This is a genomic window from Bradyrhizobium sp. CCH5-F6, assembly GCF_001556045.1.
Classification (GTDB): Bacteria; Pseudomonadota; Alphaproteobacteria; order Rhizobiales; family Xanthobacteraceae; genus Bradyrhizobium.
The window spans coordinates 311761-332487 of the sequence record NZ_LSIC01000012.1; the positions used below are offsets into that span (position 1 = coordinate 311761).

Sequence of the window (20727 nt, forward strand, 5' to 3'; positions counted from 1 at the left end):
ACTAGAAGCATGATGCCATCGTCCGCACGGCCGCGCTGATCTCGCTCTCGCGCCACGCCGCAAAGCCGAGCAGCAGGCCGTGATCGCGGGGCCGGCCAACCGCCAGGCTCGACAAGGCGCGCGTTTCGACGCCCGCCGCAACCAATCGCTTTGCCGCCACCCGATCAGTGCGGCCACGGTTGAGGCGGGCGACGAGCTGGATGCCGCCCGGAGGCACTTCGACCGAGAGAATTCCGCCCAGTCGTCGCTCCAGTTCCTCGACGAGGTGATCGCGCCGCGCACGATAGAGGCGGCGCATCCGGCGCAGATGCGCGAGGAAATGGCCGTCCGCAATGAACTCGGCGAGCGCCTCCTGAACGTGGCTGGCAGCGATCAGCCCGACATGCCGCTGCGCGACCTCCAGAGTCCTGACCAGCGTCGGCGGGGCGACGAGATAGCCGAGCCGGATGTCCGATGTCATCGCCTTCGAGAAGGTGCCGACATAGAACACGCGGCCATGGGCATCGAGCCCCTGCAAAGCCGGCACCGGCCGGCTGTCATAGTGGAACTCGCCGTCGTAATCGTCCTCCACGATCAAGGTCTTGCCCGGTCTGCTTAGGCTGAGAAACTCGCTGCGGCGGGCGAGCGACATCAGCCGCCCGGTCGGATGCTGATGCGAGGGCGTCATGAAGATGAGCTTCGGCGCCGCAAGGCCGGGCATCCGTTGCATGCCCTGCTCGTCCAGTCCGATACCGGTCACGCGTGCGCCGGAGGCCCGGAAGGCAGCCACAGCGCCGGGGTAACCGGGATCTTCGACCCAGACGTCGTCGCCAGGCGAAATCAGGACGGTCGCGATCAGGGTCAGCGCCGCCTGCGCGCTCGGCAGGATCATGATCTGCTCCGCCGCGGCGCGAACGCCCCTGCTGGTGGCGAGATAATACGCCAACGCCTCGCGTAGGCGCGCTCGGTTCACTGGTCCGAGCTCACGCTTGGCCGCACCTACGGCGTTACGGCGCAGACAGCGCGCCCAGACCTCGTTCGGAAACTCCCTGAAATCGCCGTGCCCCGGGCGTAACGGCTTCAGCTCTCCCTGATAGGACATCGGCCAGTCGGTCTGCTTGAGGCTGGAAGCCCAGGGGGAGAGCTGCGGCCCTGCGGAGCGCACGCTCGATACGACGGCGCCCGTCCGTTCGATACGCGCGCGGCCATCGACCGCGATCACCGGTCGGCGACCCTGCGAGGCCTCGAGATATCCCTCGGCGGCAAGCTGCTCGTACGCATGAGTGACGGTGTTGCGGGAGACGCCGAGATCGTCCGCGAGCCGACGGCTCGAGGGCAGCGCATGGCCTTTCCCGAGACGGCCGATCGCGATCAGGTCTCTAAGCTGGCTCGTCAACTGCGTCACCAGCCCTGCGTCGGCCGTCCGTTTCAGGTCGATCAGAGCGGAGATCACCTCTCCCGAAACTGGCATCTTACTATTCTCCGATCTGGCACTTTTTCAGGTGCCAGCAGCGATGCTATCCGGCGAACTGGACTGCTTCAAGGACTCCGATGAACTCACTTTCACCCCGCGCGGCCTTCGGCCTGTTCCTCATCGTCGTGCTGGCCTGGGGCGTGAACTGGTCGGTGACGAAGCAACTCGTGCAATTCGTTCCACCGCTGTGGACCGCAGCGATCAGAAGTTGGATCGCTCTGGTCGGACTCGCGCTGATCCTCGGACTGAACAAGAATTTGGTGATCCCGGAACGACGCGACGTTCCGGTCATCTTCAGCGTCGCGCTGCTGCACATGACGCTGTTCTCGATCCTCGTCGCCGCGGGCCTGCGCTTCCTGCCCGCGAGCAAGGGCGTCGTGCTCGGTTACACCACGCCGCTCTGGGTCGCACTCGCCGCGCTCATCCTCGGAAAGGACACGCCGACCGCGCCGAAGCTTGCCGGCGCCCTGCTCGGACTGATCGGGCTTGCCGTCATCCTGAATCCGTCCTCGATCGACTGGACCAATGCAGGAATCTTGCTCGGCGCCGGCATGGTCATCCTCGCCGCGATCTGCTGGGCCGCGAACATCATCTATCTTCGCGCGCATCGCTGGATCGCGTCTCCGCTTCAGCTTCTGCTCTGGCAGGTGCTCGTGGCCACGGCCGTGCTTTCGACACTGGCGATGATCATCGACGGGCTGCCGCACGTCGAGTGGTCATGGAGGCTTGTGTCGCTATTCCTGTATTCGGGCCTGATCGGGACGGTGCTGGCCTATTGGGCGATGTCGATGGTCAACAAGAGCATCTCGGCGCTGACCACGTCACTCGGGACCACCGCGACGCCCCTCGTCGGCATCGCCAGCGCTGCGATTCTGCTGGGCGAGCCAATCGACACGAGCCTTGTCATCGCGGCCGGACTGATCGTTACCGGCATAGGCCTAGCGACGCTCGGCGATCGACTGCTGCGCGGTCAGGCCACTGTGAGCGGCTGAACCCGCAGCGCACCGCGCAGACCTGCCGTGGTGCCGAGCAGGATGCCGGCGAGCGCCACGAACGAGCCCAACGCAAGCGTCGATACGCCGGTCAGCCCCTGCCCGATCGAACAGCCGAACGCCATTACGCCGCCAACGCCCATCAGCGCCGCGCCGCTGCCCGAGCGCAGCATGTGGCGCGGTGAGGAATAGCCTTCAAGCTTGAAGCGGCCCGTCGCGATCGCCGCCGCAAGGCTGCCGGCAAAGACGCCGGCTACCGTCGCGACGCCGAAGTTGAGTGTCAGCCCGGTCGACAACATGGCGTATTGCAGCGCGTCCGCGATCGGCGCGACGAAAGTGAGCGAGGTCACCGGGACGGGATTGAAGTCGTCGGCGCCGAGATAGCCGGTGACGAACCAGCCGGCGGCAACGATCACGCCCACAATGACACCTGCCGCGATCTGACCCGGCGAACGACGAAACGCCGGGTGAGCAAAAGCGAACAGGACCAGCGCCAAAACGATCGCGGCTGCGGCAAACGCGCGCGAAAGCGATTCCGTGAGACCGAGCAACACCAGCAAGGACGGCAGCGAATTTGCGCTGACAGTCGTTTGCGACGCCTGAACCAGCGCGATGCGTGCCGGCGCGATCAGGCCCTTCAGCGTCATCTGCGCGGCAATGGCGAGCACGATCACGACGACGAAGGAACGGAGATTGCCGCGGCCGAGCAGTACCAGCGCCCGCGAGCCGCAGCCGTTCGATAGCACCATGCCGTAGCCAAACAGCAGGCCGCCGAGGAAGAGCACAGGCACCGAGAATGACTGCTGCAGGTAGATCGACTTGCCGAGATCGACCATGCCGCTGCCGGCAAGGAGCTGGCTCGCCGCGATCGCGACGGCGATCGCCAGCGCATAGCTCCGCACCAGCCGACCGTCTCCTTCCGCCAGAAAGCCGCGCATGCTGCTCATCAGGCAGAAACCGCTGAGCAAGCCGACGGCGCCGTAGACCAGCCCGATGACGAGACCGGCGAGGATGACGAGTTGCGCAGATTCCATCGATTGTTCTCAGAACTCTCGCCATTCTCCCTCATTGCGAGGAGCGATGCGACGAAGCAATCCAGACTGTCTCCACGATACACTTCCGGATTTGCTTCGCTGCGCTCGCAATGACGGCTTGTTACGGCTTCAGGATGACTCGGTCGCGCGACGATCCAGCGACGGCGACATAGGCTTCCTTGGCGCGCTCGAGCGGATAGACGGCATTCGACTGGATCGGGAACGGCTTCAGATGTCCGCTCGCAAAGCCCGGAGCAAGATCGCGCAGCACCGCGCCTGTGGCCGCTGACGACAGGCCGAGCGTGTCGATGCCGACATAGGTGTGCTGGCCACGATAGAATTCGAGGATGTTGAACTGCACGATGCGGTCGATCGCGGCGATCAGGATTTGGCGGCCACGCAGCGCAAGCGATTTGTGCGCGGCCTGGAAATAGGGATCGCCGACGGTGTTGAAGACGATGTCGGCGCCCTTCCCGCCGGTCAACTCTCGCACGCGCGTGGCAACGTCAGTGGCCGATGCGTCGATCACCTCGACCGGCGCGCTGCTATGCCCCTCATAGGCTTCCGTCTTGCGCACCACGCCGATGACGCGCGCGCCCTGCCAGGTCGCGATCTGAACCGCGGCCTGTCCGACCTTGCCATTGACGCCGAACACCAGCACGGTCTCGCCGCTCTTCGGCAGGCCTGCGCGGCGAAAGCCTTCCATCGCGGTAACGAAGGGCACGCCGATACCGGCGGCCTCCTCCCAGGACACCGTCTTCGGCTTCTCCACGACGGCATCAGCCTCGACCACGAGATGGGAGGCATGGGTGCCGTCACGACGGATTCCGAGATCGCCGGAGGAGCCGAACACTTCGCGTCCGACCGTATCAGCTGGCCCGTCGATCACCACGCCTGCGTAGTCGCGGCCGGGGGTCCGGGGAAACACGGCGTACGGCATCAGCCCGGTCGCAGCCTTGACGTCGGATGGATTGACGGCCGCGGCTTTCACCTCGATCAGCAGATCGTTCGGACCGCGCTTGAGTGTCAGGCGCTCCACGACTGGCGCAAGCGCGGCAGCGTTTTCAGCCTTTGAGGCAAGGCGCACACAGCGCGCTTCGACGGTTTTGGCATCGGCTGTCGACATGAAAAGACCCGCGATTTCTCGCGGGCCTTGTCGCCTCTGGGCGCGGTCAAGTCAATCCTTGGGCCGCTTGTCGTAGAGCCGCCTGGCCTTGCCGAGCGAGCGCTCCAGCGTGTCGGGGGGAACGATCTGAACCTTCGAGCTGATCCCGATCGTGTTCTTGATGTGGGTCGAAACCCGGTCGGCGTGGTCGACGAGCCCCCGGCCGTCCCAGCTCTCCGAGCGCGCCTCCGCGATGATGGTCAGCTCGTCCATGCGGCCTTCGCGGGTGAGCTCCAGGATGAAGTGCCCGCCGCACCAGTCGGTCGCGAGCAGCACTTCCTCGATCTGGGTCGGAAACAGGTTGACGCCGCGCAGGATGATCATGTCGTCAGAGCGGCCGGTCACCTTCTCCATCCGCCGCATGCCCGGCCGTGCCGTGCCCGGCAAAAGCCGCGTCAAGTCACGGGTGCGATAGCGGATCACCGGAAAGGCTTCCTTGGTGAGCGAGGTGAAGACGAGTTCGCCCTTCTCACCGTCCGGCAGCACTGCGCCGGTCTGGGGGTCGATCACTTCGGGGTAGAAGTGATCCTCCCAGATGTGCAGACCGTCCTTGGTCTCGATACATTCCTGCGCGACGCCGGGACCGATCACCTCGGAGAGACCGTAGATATCGGTCGCGTCCATGTCGAAGGCGTCCTCGATCTCGCCGCGCATCGCATTGGTCCAGGGCTCGGCTCCGAAGATGCCGACCTTGAGCGAGCTCTGGCGCGGGTCGAGCTTCTGGCGCTTGAACTCGTCGAGGATCGCCAGCATGTAGCTCGGGGTCACCGTGATGATGTCGGGGCGGAAGTCGTTGATGAGCTGCACCTGCCGCTCGGTCATGCCGCCGGAGATCGGCACCACGGTGCAGCCGAGCTTCTCGGCGCCGTAATGCACTCCCAGCCCGCCGGTGAAGAGCCCGTAGCCATAGGCATTGTGGATGATCATGCCGGTTCGCCCGCCAGCGGCACGGATCGACCGCGCCATCACTTCCGACCATGTGTCGATATCGCGCTGGGTGTAACCGACGACGATCGGCTTGCCCGTGGTGCCGGACGAGGCATGCACGCGCACCAGCTTTTCGCGCGGCACGGCGAACATGTTGAAGGGATAGTTGTCGCGCAGATCGGTCTTCACCGTGAACGGAAACTTTGCGAGGTCGGACAGCTCGCGAAAGTCGGACGGATGCACGCCAGCCTTGTCGAAGGCCTTGCGATAATGCGCGACGTTGTCGTAGGCGTGCTTCAGCGACCAGGCCAGCCGCTGCTTCTGCAGCGCCATGATCTCGTCGCGCGAGGCGCGCTCATGTGCGTCCATCTCGGCGCTGTAGCTACTGGCACCTTCCTTGAGCCTCGTCAGAGCCATCCTCGTTTCCCCACATTGATCTGTTCTTTTGTTTTGTTGGTCTTTTATTGATCTTGCGCCGGCAGCCACGCGCCGGGAATGACGCGCGAGTGCCCGCGGAATTCCGCGATGACGGTGTCGCCCGCGGTCACACGCACATCGTAGATGCCGGAGCGGCCGCCACGGGTGATCTCCCGCGCCTTCGCAATGAGGCGGTCGCCGAGCTTGCCCGGCTTGATGAAGGTGATCTGCCCCTGCGCCGCGACCACGCGCTCATTGTGCGAGTTGCAGGCGAACGCGAAGGCGGAATCGGCGAGGGTGAAGATGAAGCCGCCATGGGCGATGCGCTGGCCGTTGACCATGTCCGGCCGCACCGTCATCGCAAGCGTTGCGAAGCCGGGGCCGATCTCGACGATCTCCATCCCGAGACCCTTGGACGCATCGTCCTCCGCCCACATCGCGTCAGCGCAGGCGCGGGCAATATCCTCAGGCGACAGGGCGGCTTTGACGTTCACGCGCTTCTCCGGGCCAGATGCTTGCACATGATGTTCTGCTGGTTGGCTCGAGCTGTCAAATAATGCGACGCATTTGCATTCATGGGGTCTGATCTGGCCGATCAGACATGGTCATAATCGACCACGACACGTTCCGACGATGGCTTTGCCTGGCAGGTCAGGACGAAGCCGGCCTTCAACTCCCACGGTTCCAGCGAATAGTTGATGTCCATCGGCGCCTCACCCTCGACCAGCTTGGCGCGGCAAGTCGAGCACATCCCGCCCTTGCAGGCGAAGGGCAGATCGACCCCGGCACGCAGCGCGGCATCGAGGATCGCCTCATCCTCGGCGACCGGCACGTCGCGACGCTTACCGTCGATGATCAGCGACGCAATCGCCTTCGGCGGCGCGTCGGGCGCAACGGTCTTCCTGGGCCGCGGCTTACCGCCGAATTCGGAGACGAAGCGCTCGACGTGGATGCGTTCGTCCGCGATGCCGAGATCGCGGCAGGTCGCCTCGATCTGCTCGCTCATGCCAAGGGGGCCGCAGATGAAGACGTGATCGACGCTCCCGGCCGGCACCAGAGAGCGGAGCAGCACCCTCACCTTGTCGCCATCGAGCCGGCCGTGCAGGATCGGGATATCCTGCTCCTCGCCAGAGATGACGTGGAAGAGCGAGAGACGATCGATGAAGCGATTCTTTAGCTCCTCGAGCGCCTCGAGGAACATGATGTTGTCGGTGGTGCGGTTGCCGTAGAACAGGAAGAAGCGGCTGTCCGGCTCGCGGGCAAGCACGCCCTTCACGATCGACAGGATCGGCGTGATGCCGGAGCCGGCGGCAAAGCCGACATGGATGCGCCCGCTATCGGCCGGCGGCACCGCGCCGAAGCGTCCGGTCGGCGTCATCACGTCGAGCTCGTCGCCACACTTCAGTTCATCCGCCGCCCAGCTCGAAAACGCGCCGCCATCGACCTTCTTCACCGCGATGCGGATCTCGCCGTCGTCGGGGCCTGAGCAGATCGAATAGGAGCGGCGTACCTCCTCGCCGTCAAGCGTGGTGCGCAGCGTGAGGTACTGGCCAGGCGTGAAGGCGTAATCGCCGGCGAGTTCGCCGGGAATGGCGAAGGTCATCGAGATGGCGTCGGACGCCTCGCGGCGGAGGTCGTTGACGGCAAGGCGATGGAAACGCGGTGCGGCTGCGGACATGGTCAATGACACTTGAAATAATCGAAGGGTTCGCGGCAGGCCTTGCAGCGCCACAGCGCCTTGCAAGACGTGGAGCCGAATTCGGACAACAATTCTGTCTTGTCAGAACCGCATTGCGGGCACGCGACGGCCTGCTCGCCGAACAACGTGCGGCGCGAGTTTGATGACTGCGGCGGCGCAATGCCGTAGGCGCGGAGCTTGCGGCGCCCCTCCTCGCTCATCCAGTCCGTCGTCCAGGCCGGTGACAGCACGGTGCGCACCTTGGGATGATGAAAGCCGGCGCGCTCCAGCGCGATCTCGATTTCGAGCGCGATCATGTTCATGGCGGGACAGCCGGAATAAGTAGGCGTGATCGCGACCTCGACATGATCGCCGTCGAGCGCAACCTCGCGGAGCACGCCGAGATCGGCGATGGTCAGCACCGGAATCTCGGGATCGACCACGCTTGCCGCAGCGTCCCAGGCCCGCCGGCGCAGCTCGCTGTCGCGCTCCGACACGCTCACCATGTCAGCCCCGGAAAGGTGCGTTGCATCGATTGCAGTTCGGACAGGAGGTGGCCGAGATGCTCGCTGTGCCGGCCGGACCGACCACCCTGCTGCATCCAGTCGTTCTTGGGCAGCTCAAGCGTCGCCTCGCCGACGACGTCTGACAGCGTCGTCAACCAACGATCGCGCAAGCTCGCCGGATCAATGGCGATGCCGGCCTGGATCAAGTCACGCTCGCCGTCATCGACCGAGAACATCTCGCCGGTGAAGGCCCAGAGATGATCAATCGCGGCTTGCGCCCGTCGATGGCTTTCGTCCGTGCCGTCTCCGAGCCTGATGATCCATTCCGAGGCGTGGCGCAGGTGATATGCGCTCTCCTTCTCCGACTTGGCGGCAATGGCGGCAAGCGTCATATCGCGCGAGCTCATCATGGCACGCCAGTAAAGGTCGGCGAAGGCGGAATAGAAGAACTGCCGCACCAGCGTCTGGGCGAAGTCGCCATTCGGCTGCTCGACCAGCAGCAGATTGCGGTACTGCCTGACGTCGCGCAAGTACGCGAACTTGTCCTCGTCGTTATCCTTGCCTTCGACCTTCGCGGCGTAGCCGTACAACTCCCGCGCCTGGCCGATCAGGTCGAGCGCGACGTTGGAGAGCGCCATGTCCTCCTCCAGCATCGGCGCGTGCCCGCACCATTCCGACAACCTGTGACCGAGGATCAACGCATCGTCGGCGCGGCGCAGCGTATAGAGCACCAGCGGTGTTTCGGAGACCTGGATGTTGGCGACGGCCATCTGTCCTATCCATCTTGCCACTTGTTCCGACCTCATCCTGAGGAGGCGCGAAGCGCCGTCTCGCAGGATGGCCGCAGGTTCACGGGCCTTCATGGTTCGAGACGCGCTTCGCGCTCCTCACCATGAGGGGAGAGCGCTACATGTGCCCCACTTCTTCCGGCACCTCGTAGAACGTCGGATGCCGATAGATCTTCGACTCCGCCGGCTCGAACATCATGCCCTTTTCCGCAGGATCGCTCGCGGTGATCGCGCTCGATGGCACGACCCAGATCGACAGGCCCTCGCCGCGGCGGGTGTAGATGTCGCGGGCGGCTTGCAGAGCCATCGTCGCGTCGCTGGCATGCAGCGATCCCACATGCTTGTGCGCGAGCCCGTTGCGGCTGCGAATGAAGACCTCCCACAGCGGGGTGTTCGGCGTGGCCATCTTGATCTCCCTATTCGGCAGCTTGGGCAGTCTGACGCTGCGCGCGCTTGGCGGCATAGGCGGCCGCCGCCTCACGCACCCAGGCGCCCTCCTCGTGCGCCTTGCGGCGCGCGGCCATGCGGTCGCGGTTGCACGGGCCGTTGCCGGCGAGCACCTGCTTGAATTCGGTCCAGTCGATCTCGCTGTAGCGCCAGTGTCCGTCGGCATCCTGCGTCATGCCGGGATCGGGAATGGTGAGACCGAGATATTGCGCCTGCGGTACGGTGGCATCGACGAATTTCTGGCGCAGCTCGTCATTGGAGAAGCGCTTGATCTTCCACCTCGTCGAGGTGTCGCTATGCTGGCTCGCGACATCCGGCGGGCCGAACATCATCAGCACCGGCCACCACCAGCGGTTCAGCGCGTCCTGCGCCATCGCCTTCTGCTCGTCCGAGCCGCGGCACAGCGTCACCATGATTTCGTAGCCCTGGCGCTGATGGAACGACTCCTCCTTGCAGACGCGGATCATCGCGCGCGCATAGGGACCATAGGAGCAGCGGCACAGCGGGATCTGGTTCATGATCGCGGCGCCGTCGACCAGCCAACCGATCGTGCCGATGTCGGCCCAGGTCAGCGTCGGATAGTTGAAGATAGAGGAATATTTGGCTTTGCCCGCAAGCATCGCGTCGACCAGCTCTTCGCGCGAGGCGCCGAGCGTCTCGGCGGCAGCGTAGAGATAGAGGCCATGACCGCACTCGTCCTGCACCTTGGCAAGCAGCGCGGCCTTGCGGCGCAATGTCGGCGCGCGGGTGATCCAGTTGCCCTCGGGCAGCATGCCGACGATTTCAGAATGGGCGTGCTGGGAGATCTGGCGGGTGAGCGTCTTGCGGTAGGCCGCCGGCATCCAGTCGTTCGGCTCGATGCGCTCTTCGGCGTCGATGCGGGCCTGAAACTGGGCAGCCTTTGCCGCGTCCTCGAGACCGCGGTCGTCGGTCTCGGCCGTATTCAGCGCCTGGGTATACATGCGCATCCTCCCGATTTATTGGGAGGGAATATATAACAGAAATCACCTCATGCAAGATATTTCTGTAACATAAAAATCAAGCGCCGAACCTCCGTTCCAGGAGCTTCCGGGCCGCCGGCAACGCCCCCTTCTCGTTGATTCCATGGCCGTCGAGCCATTGTTCCGATGGAGCGAGGAGCGCGCGATAGATCTCGCCACAGAGTTCCCGAGCGGCGTGGCCCGGCCAATCGGGCGGCAGCAGGCTCTCGGGCAGCAGCGGGTCGCGCAGCACGACACGGCGATAGTAGTGGATCAGCAGGATCCGCGCGGTGAAGGCATCGGCCTCGGACAAATCCGTGCCGCGCGCGATCGCGGCGCGGAGCGGCTCGAACGTCTTCATGAATTTCAGATAGGCGTCCGCGGTGCGATCGAGCGGCCAGCTCGCGCTCAGCAGACGACGCCCGCTGTCATCCTCTGCCGAGACTTCGAGACGGATGGCGCCCGCAGCCTCGTCCGGGACCGGCACGCCCGACGGCGCGACCCAGACGCCCGGCAGAGGACTGCCGAAGCCGGCATTGCGCAGCGCCTCACGCGAGGCGTCGCGATCCTCGCCATTGCCGATCAGGAGCAACTCGAAGCGGCCGGTCCAGTCCGATGGCGGCGGATCGTAGATGTGGCGCGTGGCAGCTTCAAAGGTCTGCCTGCCCTTGTCGGCCAGACGATAGAAACTGTTTCGCCCGACTTTTTCGCGCGTCAGCCAGCCGTCGGCAGCAAGCCGCGACATCGCGGTGCGGACCACGCCGCTATCGATATCCAGACTTTCGAAGAATTCCAGCAGCGTCCCCAGCCACACCGAGCCGCCGCGCGGCACGATGGCGTCGCCGAACACGGTGATGACGATGGAGCCGGTGCGCGACGGCTCGCGCTTGAGCTGGTCGATGATGCGGGAGAGCGGATGCGCCATGCGCGAGGCATAGCGCGTTTGATACGGGCGCGACAATGGACGGTAACGACAATGCCTCTACTCCTTCTCCCGCTTGCGGGGAGAAGGTTGGGATGAGGGGGAGTCTCCGCAGAGTCGATGAGAGTTGGATTCGCGGAGAGTGCCCCTCACCCGGATCGCATCTCCGATGCGATCCGACCTTTCCCCGCAAGCGGGGCGAGGTGAAGAAAAGCGCTACCTGTGCGGGTCGGGATAAACCACGCCGCGCCAACCGCTGCGATCGAATGGGCTCCACTGGCCCTCCTTCTGCGCAAGCCGCTCGGCCACCGCATAGACCACGGCGGGATGATGGCCCATGCCGCAATGGCTGCTCTCCACCTCGATGCTTTCGGTCTGTGCGCCCGCTTTCTCCATGCAGCCCTGCCAGGCGCAGACACCGTCGGTGCGGCTGAAGATGGAGGTGGTCGGCACCGGCGGCGGCACGGCAAGCTCTCCGCCGAAATGCGGATCGACCTCATCGGCCTTGCGCCCGCTCGCCCATTCGTAGACGCGCCAGGCGTTGGTCGATCGCGGATCGCCGGCGAAGGGACTGCCGAGCGTGATCACCTGGCGCACGCGCTCCGGCATCATCTTGGCGAGCTGGCGGGCATAGAGACCGCCGAGGCTCCAGCCGACCAGGCTGATCTTGCGCGCGTGCTTGTCGCTGAGCTCCTGGACCAGATCGACCATGGCGTCCTGCACGCCCTCGCGCAGGCCATAATTGCGACCTTGGCGCCAGCCGCTCACCGCATAGCCCTTGCTGGTCAGAAACGTGCGCAGCGCACGGGTGGATACATCGGAGGCCACGAGGCCGGGCAGCACCAGCACCGGATGCCCATCGCCGCGTGGCGCGAGGCTGAGGAGCGGCAGCGCGCCGAGGAAAGCGCCGAACTCGTGGATCGCGCGTCCCTCGAGAAACATCAAGGTGCGGGACGGCGGACGCAGCGTCTGGGCAGTTGCGGTCATCGATGTTCCCCTGGGAGATTCCTGGAAAGGCCGCCGGCTGCGAGGCCGGCAAATGGGCACGAATTCAATGCACCGGCTTCTCGATCGTTCCGCAGCGCAACATGAATCAGCTAGGCGGCCGGTTCCCGACATTCAAGCCGGAGAGGCGCGGGGCGACAATAGGCCCGCACGTTAATGCTAACGGCCGTGACGCAAATATCACAGCAATCGAAGCAGGAATTCTACGGAATAGAGCGCGAGACCGGCGAGACCGCCGATCAGCGAACCGTTGAAGCGGATGTATTGCAGGTCCCGGCCGATGTTGATTTCGATCAGCGAGATCAGCTGCGTCATATTCCACGCCTTGACCTGGTCGGAGATGAAGGTGGAGACGCCGCTCTTCTGGTCGGCGACAAAGCTGCGCAGCACCGCGACAAGGCCCTTGTTGATCTCGCCGCGCAGCTCGGCATCCCCGGCGAGCGCCTCGCCGGCCGCGACGAACATGCCGGCGAGATGATGCTGGAGCACCTGCGTCTCACCGCTCGCACTGCGCTCGATGAAGGAGCGCATGTTGGCCCAGAGGGTGCGGGCCAGATCGGCAAGCTCTGGACGCGCGAGCAGATCGCGCTTCAGACCGGCGATGCGGTCGATATAGGCCTGGTCGGTACCGAGCCGATCGACGAAGCTCAGCACCATGCGATCGAACTCGCCGCGGAACGGATGCTTGGAATCGCTGCTCACCTCATTGAAGAACGCGGTGGCGGAGGCAACGATCTTGTTCACCAGAAACTTGTCGGCGCGATAGAGCCTGAGCAGGGTTGGCAGCTCCGCACGCACCTTCTCGCGGATCATCGCCATCGTTTCCTTCTGGTTCAGCGTCTCGTGCATCACGAGCAAGAGATCGTCGAACAGGATCTGGTGCCGCCCCTCCGCGACGAAGCCGCGCAGCGTACCGGCCACGAGCGGCGCGAGGTCGATCGCCTGGAGCTGCGTGGACATGCGGCGGACGATGAAGGTCATCAGGCCGGAGGTCTCGGTCGAGGAGACGGCTTCCGGCAGCAGACGCAGCGCAAAGCGTGCGAGGTCGTCACTGCGCTTGCGGTCACGCAGCCAGTCCGCAACGAAGGAGCCGAAATCGATCTCCTTCAGCTTGGCCTCGACGGGACCGGCTTCGAGGAAATGCACCTGGATGAACTCGCCGAGCTTGTCGGCGATGCGGGCCTGATTGCTCTGGATGATCGCCGTGTGCGGGATCGGCAGGCTGAGCGGCCGCTTGAACAGCGCCACCACCGCATACCAATCGGCGAGCCCGCCGATCGTCGCAGCCTCGGCGAAGGCCGCGACGAAGCCGAACACGGGATGGACGGGCAGCAGCCATTTCGCGATGATGAAGAGCAGAAGCGTCGCGGCCAGCACCAGAGTCGCCAGCGCTTTCACGCGGCGCAGCTCGGCCGCGCGCTCGGCATCGCCGGGGGTATCGAAGGAGAAGGTAGTGGGTGGAGTCATCGCTGCATCACACTACTCGTCATTGCGAGCGAAGCGAAGCAATCCAGAATCTGTCCGTGGAAGCAATCCGGATTACTGCGCTTCCCTCGAAACGACGGCGACACAGAGCCACAAACAAAAGGCCCGCCGAAGCGGGCCTCAAATTCAGTTTCTACTCAGGCGCCGGATCAGGCGGTCTTGCTGTAGACCTTGGCGAAATTGTCCTGAGCGGACTTCGCGCCGTTGGCGGCGAGCTTGCCGAAATAGTCGGCGGTCGCCTTGGCACGCGAGACGAACACTTCGCCGCGGGCGCGGAGCAGGCTCGACTGGATTTCGACGGCCTCGCTGATCGACTTCGCGGACGCGAGCTTGTCGATGCCCGAGAAGAACGCCTCGGCATCCTCGTAGATCGCCTGCTGGATGTTGCGGCTGATCTTGCCGGCCTCGGTGACAGTCTCGGTCACCGCGTTTTCGACGGCAGCGGTCACCCGCTCGGAGCCGGCGAACACCTCGGCAGCGCGGTCCTTGGCAGTGCTGGCAGTCTTCTTGACGAATTCGCGGGCAGCCTCGGGAACTTCCAGGTTCTGGATGTTCTTGAAAGCGTCCTTGAAGCCCTCGAAGGCAGTATTGGTTTCGGTGGTCATGGGGTTCTCTCCATCCTCAATTGATTTGAGCTATGGGCTCACCCCGTCCGCATTGGCCCGGGGCATGGCCTATATGGCATGGTTAATTGTGCACCGCAACATAAATGTTGCGATGCGATATCACGAAATCGTGAACTTCCGCCCTGCGAGGCGCCGTGCCGGCTCGATAGGCTGAATTGACCCGATCACCGGCTCAGTGCTGGACGGCGCCCGGCAGTCCATAGGCTTCCATCTGCGCCCGGACCTGCGCGACGTTGTGCCCGAGCACGACGATGTCGTGGGTCTTGCCGTCGATGTCCCGGACATGGTCGCGCAGGAGCGCCTCGGCCTTGAAGCCAAGGCTCTCGAACAGGGCGATCGCCGCCTGCTGGTCGACGGTCATCTGGACCGAGAGCTTCTCCAGACCGGCGCCAAGCGCGAGCGCAAAGGTCTCCTGCGACAGCGCCTTGCCCACTCCCTTCCCGCGAACTTCGGGCGAGACCACCATGCGGATCTCGCCGACATGGGGCGACCAGGAGTGTGGATCGCGCACCAGCGTGCCGCAGCCGACGACCCTGCCCTCTCTCACCGCGAGCAGGCTCTGGATCGCGCCTCGCTCGATCTCCTTCACCCAGGCCGACAGCACCTTGGGTTCGCTGATGTTGCGTGGCAGGAAAAGGAGATCGTGCGTCGGCAGGCCCTTGCCGAAGGTGAGCACCGCAGCTTCGTCCGCCGGCGACATCAGCCGGATCTCGATATCGCCGGCGTCGGTCTTGACCTGACGCGGATAGGAACGCTGCTCGCTCATGTCGACCTCTTCCCCAGCCAGGAGTCCAGTTTCGGCCAAAGCCGTTTCACTGCGTTGGCGCCGGCGACCAGAGAGACGTGCCCGCCTTTCAGGATCACCTCCTCCTTGTCCGCCGAGCCGACCTTGGCGATCAGGTGCTTGGCGGCCTCATACGGCACGATGTGGTCATGCTCGGCGACCGCATGCAGGATCGGCACCTTGATGTCTTCCAGCTTCGCCGCGCGGCCGCCGACCGACATGGTGTCGTTGAACAGCTTGTTGTCCCACATCAGGTCCTTGGTGATGGTGCGGAAATATTCGCCTGCCAGCGGCAGCGTATCCGTCGCCCAGCGGTCGAACATGCGGTAGGACTTGACGAATTCGTCGTTCCAGATGTTCTCCCAGAGCTGGATCTGGCTCACCGTGCGCGAGGCCGGGCGCAGCATCTCGAAGGAGGACAGGATCATCTCCGGCGGCACGTTGCCGACGCTGTCGACGAGACGATCGACGTCGAAATAGCGGCGGTCGGAGAAATTCGAGAACAGCTTCATCTCGCGGAAGTCGACCGGCGTGGTGAAGCAGATCAGATTCTTCATCGGCCCATCCTTGTGGATCGAGCCGTAGAGCAACGACAGCACGCCGCCGAAGCAATAGCCGATGATGGAGACATCCTGCTCGCCGCAATCGGCTTGCACGCGGCGGACGCAATCCGGGATGAAATCGAGGACATAGTCCTCCATGCTCAGGCTCTTCTCTTCCGGCCGCGGCGCGGTCCAGTCCAGCATGTAGACGTCGTAGCCGCGCCTCAGCAGGAACTCGATGAAGCTCTGGCCGGGCACGAGGTCGAGGATGTAGCCGCGGTTGGTGGTCGCCATCACGATCAGCACCGGCACGCGATAGATCTCGTCCGACATCGGCCGATAGTGATAGAGGTTCATGGTGCCGCGCGAATGCAGCACGTCCTTGGGCGTCGAGCCGAGCGACGGGCCCGAGGTCGAGAGATATTCGACGCCCTTGATGCTGCGCATGATGGCGCGCTGCACCTCGGACTGGATCCGCTCCGGGATCCCGGCGAAATCAAGTCCCGTCGGCGCGTTCATTTCTCGTCTCCGCCTTCGGACGGCGGACGTTTCGTGCGTGGCGGACGCGGAGCGGCGCCGGCCTGATACGCACCCGAATTGGCAGACATCTGGCTCAGCATCGCCTTGATCTCGCCGAGTTGACCTTCAATCGACTGAAGCCTCTCCGCGATACCGGTGATCTGCTCGCGGCTCGGCAGGTTCATGGAAAGTAGATATTTCTCCATGAGATCGCCGAACTGCTTCTGAGCACCTGCAGCAACGCCGCCGGCGCGGTTCACGGCTTGCGAGAATTCAGGCGTCTCCATCGCCTTCGTCGCGAAGGAGTTGAAACCCTTCTCCATCTCGCCGACCATCTTCTGCCACAGGGCGACCGGATCGGTGATCTTGTCGGTCATTAGCGTCCTCCCGATGTGGAGGGCTTTGCACCCTTCTTTTCTCGCCATACCACACCGTTGCGAGGTGCCGGTCAACCGGCAAGCAGCGGCGTCGCGCACGCGGCTTCTTCGCCGAACGAAACCGTGCGATACATCACGATCAGCAGGAGGAACCCGTGACCGCCCATCAGCCACCCCAGACCGTCCGCGCCAACGGCATCGACATCTGCTACGAGATTTTCGGCAACGACAATGCAGAGCCGTTGCTGCTGATCATGGGGCTCGGGGCGCAGATGATCCATTGGGACGATGCGTTCTGCGAGCAGCTCGCCGCGCGCGGCTTCCGCGTGATCCGCTTCGACAACCGCGACATCGGCAAGTCGAGCCACCTCACGGGCGGCAAGCGCCTGACGCCGCTCGAACTGCTGAAGCTGCGTTTTCTCAGGATTCCCGTTGCCGCAACCTACAAGCTGATCGACATGGCCAAGGACACGGTCGGCCTGATGGATGCGCTCGGCATCAAGTCGGCGCATCTGGTCGGCGCCTCCATGGGCGGCATGATCGCACAGGAGGTGGCGTTGTCGTTTCCCCACCGCGTGCGTTCGCTGACATCGATCATGTCGACCACGGGCAATCCGCGGGTGCCGCCGCCGACACGCGAGGCCGCGGCGATGCTGATGGCGCCGCCGCCGCGCAGCAAGGAGGAGTTCATCGTCCGCTACGGACAGACATGGAAAGTGTTGCGCGCCGGGTCCTTTCCGGAAGAGGAAGCGCTCGACCTCGAACGTGCCGAGCGCGTGTTCGCGCGCGGGCTCAATCCGGCCGGCGTCGGACGGCAGCTCCGCGCCGTGCTTGCCTCCGGCAGCCGCAAGGAACGGCTGCATAGCGTGAAGACGCCGACGCTCGTCATCCACGGCACGGTCGATCCCCTGGTCCGCCCCGAAGGCGGCAAGGACACGGCGGTGTCAATCCCGAATGCCAAGCTGTTGATGATCGAAGGCATGGGTCACGCCCTGCCGATGCGATTCTGGCCCGAGATCATCGGGGCCATCGACACGCATGCGCACGGCGCGGCAGCGCAGGCGGCTTGAGTCCGAGCCCCCCTCACATGAAAACCTTGCAGGATATCGAAGCAGACGTTGCCGCGCGGGCGACCCGGATCGGCGCCAAACGGGACGAGCTGCCCACCTATGGTCGTTCGCGCGACTTCGGCTATCCCCATGTCGAGATCGACGCCGATCGCTATCATTATGTGATCGTCGAACGGGGAACGGAGATCGACCGCCGGCCCAGCGCCGATTACAATGATCTGCTCTATTGGATATTCAGGGACGTCACCCATGGCCTCGCATTCGCCTACGAGATGATGCACCGCATCGAGAACCAGGACTGTCGCCGCATCGCCTTTCCAAGACAGATCGAACTAATACGGCGCATCGACGCCGACATGGCAAAGCGCCTCGAACGGGAGATTGCCGGCATCCTCGAACGTTGGCCTTACGATGACGAGCCGGCCAAAGCCGTCAATCGGATGCGGCGAGACGGCGAGCGCATCTAGAACAGGCTGAACTGGGCGGAGGCACGGGGCCTATCTCTTCCTGGCCATCCAGATCACATGGCGCGCGCCGCCGCCTCTGCCGGTGGCCCGGACAGCGACTTCATTGACATCGAAGCCGGCGCGGCCGAGGCGCTTGGTGAAGGCGAGGTTCGGCCCTGACGACCACACGGCGAGCACGCCACCCGGCCGCAGCGCTGTCCTGGCTGCCGTCAACCCGCTCGCACTGTAGAGCGCATCATTGCCCTTGCGGGTCAGTCCTTCCGGCCCGTTGTCGACGTCGAGGAGGATGGCGTCGAAAGCCGACCGCTTTGCCCGGATGATTTCGCCGACATCGGTTTCCCGGATACTCACCCTGGCGTCATCGAGACTGTTGCCGAAGACCTCCGCCATCGGGCCTCGTGCCCAGGCGACGACAGACGGGACCAGCTCGGAGACCACGATCTTCGCCTTGCTTCCGAGCACGGCCAGCGCCGCGCGCAGGGTGAAGCCCATGCCGAGGCCACCGATGAGGACGACCGGCTTTGCAACCTTCTCGATCTGCTTGGCCGCGAGCGTCGCGAGCGCGGCTTCCGAGCCCGACAGGCGATTGTTCATCAGCTCGTTGCTACCGAGCTTGATTGAGAACTCCTTGCCCCGCCGCATCAGGCGGAGTTCCTCGTCGGAGCCGGGGATTTTGGCGGTGTCGATTTTTTCCCAGGGAATCATGCCAGACGTTTAGCACGATCCGATTTCGTAGGGTGGGTTAGCCGCAGGCGTAACCCACCAACTTCGTCCCGCACATGCTGAAGCATGGTGGGTTACGCCGAGTGGCTCGCGCTTCGCGCAACCCGCTCGACTAACCCACCCTACGATCCGAATATTACCCACCCGCCCAGACGTCCAGCACATAGCGGTTCTTCGCGCCCATCTCCTCGATCCAGCGCGTAGCCGTGGCGGCATCGCTGCCAGTCTTCTCGCGCTGGATCGCGACCAGTGCGGCCTTCACGTCGGGCTCCATCTTGCCGCCGTCGCCGCAGACATAGATGACCGCGCCCTGCTCGATCAGAGGCCAGACCTTGTCCTTCTGCGCGGCGAGAACGTGCTGCACATAGGTTTTCGGTCCATCGGCGCGCGAGAACGCGGTGAAGAGCTCGGTGATGCCGCTTGCCGCCATCGCCTTCAGCTCATCCGCATATAGAAAATCCTGGTCCGGGTGACGGCAGCCAAAGAACAGCATGGCAGGACCAAGCGCGGCGCCCTTCGCCTTCCGCGCGGCGCGCTCCTGGAGGAAGCCTCGGAACGGCGCAAGCCCCGTGCCCGGGCCGATCATGATGATAGGCACGGAGGGATCATCGGGAAGCCGGAAACCTGCCTTGGTCTCACGCACGGTGGCGTAGATCACGTCGCCCACACGACGGTTGGCGAGATAGTTCGAGCAGATGCCCTTGTAGGTGCCGCGGCCGGAGGCTGCCGGACCTTCGACCACGCCGACAGTGATGGTGCAACGCGCCGAATCGACCGATGGCGATGACGAGATCGAGTAATAGCGCGGGGCCAGCAGCGAGAGCATCTCCAGATAGACGTGGAATGGCAGTTCGCAGGCGGGATATTCGAGCAGCAGGTCGAACACCGATTTGCGCCTGGCCAATATCTCGTTGCGATAGCGCTCGAGCGTTTCAGGTTCCTCGCCGACGAAGCCCAGCAGCTTCGGCTTGGTCACGGGGCAACGGGTGTGCTCGGCCATGATCTGGATCTGCTTGCGCGTCGCCACCTGCTGAAGCTCCACGAACTCGCTGAGCAGACGGCCGACCGACACGGCCTCGCCGACCGGCAATTGTGCACGCCGGCCTTCGGCGACCTGCAACCTGATCTGGTCGGCCGGGAGGAAGCCGAAGCGGCGCGCGACCGAGTCCACCAGCGTCGGGTCGTTGCGCGGAACGACGCTGAGGTGATCGCCGACGCGATAGGCAACGTTGGACGGCAGCTGCACCTCGATATGACGGGTCGAACGCTCCGACGGATTAGGGCCATTCTTGTTCTGGAGTTCGTCATTCACCAGCACCTTCATCGCGACCGCGCCGCCCTGGGCGACGATGGTGTTGACGGCGGTCACCGCCACCGGCTCGATCGCATAGAGCGGATCCTCTTCGGCGGTGCGGGTGAAATTCCAGTCGATGCCGAACTCCCTGGTCGCGACCTGGGCCGCCGCCGGGAACCACTTCTGGAACTGCCCGTCGAGATCGCCGCGCGCATCGCCCTCGCCGCGCGGATAGACGGCACGTGCGCCATGCGCCGACAATTGCTCGTCGATGAAGCGCGGCACGGATTGATAGGTCGCCGCCCAATCGCTGTTACCGCAGCCGAACACGGCGTAGCGCACGCCAGCGAAGGCATCGTTCGGCAAGTCGCTGCCAAGCCATTTGACGAACTGCGTCGCATTGTCCGGCGGCGCGCCATTGTAGGAGGCGCAGATGATCAGCACGCCGCCCTCCTGCGGCAGCTTGCCGACATAATCGTCGAGCGGCCCGAGATGCACTCCAAAGCCGTTGATTTCGGCAAGGTCG

At 64.3% G+C, this 20727-nt stretch carries 22 protein-coding genes; 3 read left to right on the forward strand and 19 right to left on the reverse strand.

Translation table 11 applies throughout. The features are described from left to right. Position 1 precedes the first annotated feature (1 nt). Positions 2-1450 carry a MocR-like pyridoxine biosynthesis transcription factor PdxR gene (pdxR, locus tag AX729_RS02255; protein WP_061020261.1) on the reverse strand — a complete coding sequence of 483 codons (1449 nt, stop codon included), beginning with the start codon at positions 1448-1450 and terminating at the stop codon, positions 2-4. Between the two features lie 80 nt (positions 1451-1530). On the opposite strand from pdxR, the gene AX729_RS02260 reads away from it, so the two are divergent. Further along, positions 1531-2445 (forward strand): DMT family transporter, encoded by a 915-nt coding sequence (locus AX729_RS02260; protein WP_061020262.1) that lies wholly within the window; start codon positions 1531-1533, stop codon positions 2443-2445. Here the strand turns inward: AX729_RS02260 and AX729_RS02265 are convergent. From AX729_RS02265 to AX729_RS02340, 16 genes are all read right to left on the reverse strand, one after another. Beyond that, positions 2424-3479 carry a YeeE/YedE family protein gene (locus AX729_RS02265; RefSeq protein ID WP_061020263.1) on the reverse strand — a complete coding sequence of 352 codons (1056 nt, stop codon included), beginning with the start codon at positions 3477-3479 and terminating at the stop codon, positions 2424-2426. The genes AX729_RS02260 and AX729_RS02265 overlap by 22 nt on opposite strands. 121 nt (positions 3480-3600) lie before the next feature. Next, entirely contained in the window at positions 3601-4605 is a 1005-nt protein-coding gene (locus AX729_RS02270; protein WP_061020264.1) for a quinone oxidoreductase family protein, read from the reverse strand. A 51-nt stretch (positions 4606-4656) separates the two neighbouring features. Further along, on the reverse strand, positions 4657-5988 hold the full coding sequence (gene paaK, locus AX729_RS02275) for a phenylacetate--CoA ligase PaaK (RefSeq protein ID WP_061020265.1): 1332 nt from the start codon (positions 5986-5988) through the stop codon (positions 4657-4659). A 44-nt stretch (positions 5989-6032) separates the two neighbouring features. Continuing rightward, entirely contained in the window at positions 6033-6482 is a 450-nt protein-coding gene (gene paaI, locus AX729_RS02280; RefSeq protein ID WP_061020266.1) for a hydroxyphenylacetyl-CoA thioesterase PaaI, read from the reverse strand. A 101-nt stretch (positions 6483-6583) separates the two neighbouring features. Next, positions 6584-7666 (reverse strand): 1,2-phenylacetyl-CoA epoxidase subunit PaaE, encoded by a 1083-nt coding sequence (gene paaE / locus AX729_RS02285; RefSeq protein ID WP_061020267.1) that lies wholly within the window; start codon positions 7664-7666, stop codon positions 6584-6586. Between the two features lie 2 nt (positions 7667-7668). After that, a complete protein-coding gene (gene paaD, locus AX729_RS02290) occupies positions 7669-8172 on the reverse strand; it encodes a 1,2-phenylacetyl-CoA epoxidase subunit PaaD (protein ID WP_061020268.1) in 504 nt (167 codons plus the stop codon). After that, complete coding sequence (gene paaC / locus AX729_RS02295) at positions 8166-8942, reverse strand: 1,2-phenylacetyl-CoA epoxidase subunit PaaC (protein ID WP_061020269.1); 777 nt, start codon at positions 8940-8942, stop codon at positions 8166-8168. The genes paaD and paaC overlap by 7 nt, the downstream gene beginning before the upstream one ends. Before the next feature lie 136 nt (positions 8943-9078). Beyond that, a complete protein-coding gene (paaB, locus tag AX729_RS02300) occupies positions 9079-9366 on the reverse strand; it encodes a 1,2-phenylacetyl-CoA epoxidase subunit PaaB (RefSeq protein ID WP_015687593.1) in 288 nt (95 codons plus the stop codon). A gap of 10 nt (positions 9367-9376) precedes the next feature. After that, the gene (gene paaA, locus AX729_RS02305) at positions 9377-10369 is read right to left on the reverse strand and encodes a 1,2-phenylacetyl-CoA epoxidase subunit PaaA (protein ID WP_061020302.1); all 993 of its coding nucleotides are present in this window, start codon (positions 10367-10369) and stop codon (positions 9377-9379) included. A 76-nt stretch (positions 10370-10445) separates the two neighbouring features. Beyond that, positions 10446-11312 carry a phenylacetic acid degradation operon negative regulatory protein PaaX gene (paaX, locus tag AX729_RS02310; protein WP_061020303.1) on the reverse strand — a complete coding sequence of 289 codons (867 nt, stop codon included), beginning with the start codon at positions 11310-11312 and terminating at the stop codon, positions 10446-10448. A gap of 213 nt (positions 11313-11525) precedes the next feature. Continuing rightward, positions 11526-12296 (reverse strand): esterase/lipase family protein, encoded by a 771-nt coding sequence (locus AX729_RS02315; protein WP_061020270.1) that lies wholly within the window; start codon positions 12294-12296, stop codon positions 11526-11528. A 198-nt stretch (positions 12297-12494) separates the two neighbouring features. After that, complete coding sequence (locus tag AX729_RS02320) at positions 12495-13781, reverse strand: DUF445 domain-containing protein (RefSeq protein ID WP_061020271.1); 1287 nt, start codon at positions 13779-13781, stop codon at positions 12495-12497. Positions 13782-13948: 167 nt separating this feature from the next. Next, positions 13949-14404: a phasin gene (locus AX729_RS02325; RefSeq protein ID WP_061020272.1), complete on the reverse strand. Its 456-nt coding sequence runs from the start codon at positions 14402-14404 to the stop codon at positions 13949-13951. A 193-nt stretch (positions 14405-14597) separates the two neighbouring features. Further along, the gene (locus AX729_RS02330) at positions 14598-15191 is read right to left on the reverse strand and encodes a GNAT family N-acetyltransferase (protein WP_061020273.1); all 594 of its coding nucleotides are present in this window, start codon (positions 15189-15191) and stop codon (positions 14598-14600) included. Beyond that, positions 15188-16270: a PHA/PHB synthase family protein gene (locus tag AX729_RS02335; RefSeq protein ID WP_061020274.1), complete on the reverse strand. Its 1083-nt coding sequence runs from the start codon at positions 16268-16270 to the stop codon at positions 15188-15190. The genes AX729_RS02330 and AX729_RS02335 overlap by 4 nt, the downstream gene beginning before the upstream one ends. Then, positions 16267-16647 (reverse strand): hypothetical protein, encoded by a 381-nt coding sequence (locus AX729_RS02340; RefSeq protein WP_061020275.1) that lies wholly within the window; start codon positions 16645-16647, stop codon positions 16267-16269. Before AX729_RS02340 ends, AX729_RS02335 begins: the two co-directional genes overlap by 4 nt. Before the next feature lie 155 nt (positions 16648-16802). Between AX729_RS02340 and AX729_RS02345 the strand changes: the two genes are divergently transcribed. Next, positions 16803-17717: an alpha/beta fold hydrolase gene (locus AX729_RS02345; protein WP_061020276.1), complete on the forward strand. Its 915-nt coding sequence runs from the start codon at positions 16803-16805 to the stop codon at positions 17715-17717. 17 nt (positions 17718-17734) lie between these two features. Continuing rightward, positions 17735-18184, forward strand: a complete 450-nt coding sequence (locus AX729_RS02350) for an Imm63 family immunity protein (protein ID WP_061020277.1) — start codon at positions 17735-17737, stop codon at positions 18182-18184. A gap of 30 nt (positions 18185-18214) precedes the next feature. Here the strand turns inward: AX729_RS02350 and AX729_RS02355 are convergent, their stop codons facing one another. After that, positions 18215-18889 carry a spermine/spermidine synthase domain-containing protein gene (locus AX729_RS02355; RefSeq protein WP_061020278.1) on the reverse strand — a complete coding sequence of 225 codons (675 nt, stop codon included), beginning with the start codon at positions 18887-18889 and terminating at the stop codon, positions 18215-18217. Between the two features lie 154 nt (positions 18890-19043). Next, on the reverse strand, positions 19044-20727 hold a 1684-nt coding region (locus AX729_RS02360), incomplete at its 5' end, for a diflavin oxidoreductase (protein ID WP_197433516.1).

Coding starts and splice junctions, on each gene's coding strand:
- AX729_RS02350 (WP_061020277.1), top strand. CDS start 17,735: ATGAAAACCTTGCAGGATATCGAAGCAGACGTTGCCGCGCGGGCGACC.
- paaC (WP_061020269.1), bottom strand. CDS start 8,942: ATGGCCGTCGCCAACATCCAGGTCTCCGAAACACCGCTGGTGCTCTAT.
- AX729_RS02315 (WP_061020270.1), bottom strand. CDS start 12,296: ATGACCGCAACTGCCCAGACGCTGCGTCCGCCGTCCCGCACCTTGATG.
- paaK (WP_061020265.1), bottom strand. CDS start 5,988: ATGGCTCTGACGAGGCTCAAGGAAGGTGCCAGTAGCTACAGCGCCGAG.
- AX729_RS02340 (WP_061020275.1), bottom strand. CDS start 16,647: ATGACCGACAAGATCACCGATCCGGTCGCCCTGTGGCAGAAGATGGTC.
- AX729_RS02320 (WP_061020271.1), bottom strand. CDS start 13,781: ATGACTCCACCCACTACCTTCTCCTTCGATACCCCCGGCGATGCCGAG.
- paaD (WP_061020268.1), bottom strand. CDS start 8,172: ATGGTGAGCGTGTCGGAGCGCGACAGCGAGCTGCGCCGGCGGGCCTGG.
- AX729_RS02260 (WP_061020262.1), top strand. CDS start 1,531: ATGAACTCACTTTCACCCCGCGCGGCCTTCGGCCTGTTCCTCATCGTC.
- AX729_RS02270 (WP_061020264.1), bottom strand. CDS start 4,605: ATGTCGACAGCCGATGCCAAAACCGTCGAAGCGCGCTGTGTGCGCCTT.
- paaA (WP_061020302.1), bottom strand. CDS start 10,369: ATGTATACCCAGGCGCTGAATACGGCCGAGACCGACGACCGCGGTCTC.
- AX729_RS02265 (WP_061020263.1), bottom strand. CDS start 3,479: ATGGAATCTGCGCAACTCGTCATCCTCGCCGGTCTCGTCATCGGGCTG.
- AX729_RS02325 (WP_061020272.1), bottom strand. CDS start 14,404: ATGACCACCGAAACCAATACTGCCTTCGAGGGCTTCAAGGACGCTTTC.
- paaB (WP_015687593.1), bottom strand. CDS start 9,366: ATGGCCACGCCGAACACCCCGCTGTGGGAGGTCTTCATTCGCAGCCGC.
- AX729_RS02330 (WP_061020273.1), bottom strand. CDS start 15,191: ATGAGCGAGCAGCGTTCCTATCCGCGTCAGGTCAAGACCGACGCCGGC.
- AX729_RS02335 (WP_061020274.1), bottom strand. CDS start 16,270: ATGAACGCGCCGACGGGACTTGATTTCGCCGGGATCCCGGAGCGGATC.
- paaE (WP_061020267.1), bottom strand. CDS start 7,666: ATGTCCGCAGCCGCACCGCGTTTCCATCGCCTTGCCGTCAACGACCTC.
- pdxR (WP_061020261.1), bottom strand. CDS start 1,450: ATGCCAGTTTCGGGAGAGGTGATCTCCGCTCTGATCGACCTGAAACGG.
- paaX (WP_061020303.1), bottom strand. CDS start 11,312: ATGGCGCATCCGCTCTCCCGCATCATCGACCAGCTCAAGCGCGAGCCG.
- AX729_RS02355 (WP_061020278.1), bottom strand. CDS start 18,889: ATGATTCCCTGGGAAAAAATCGACACCGCCAAAATCCCCGGCTCCGAC.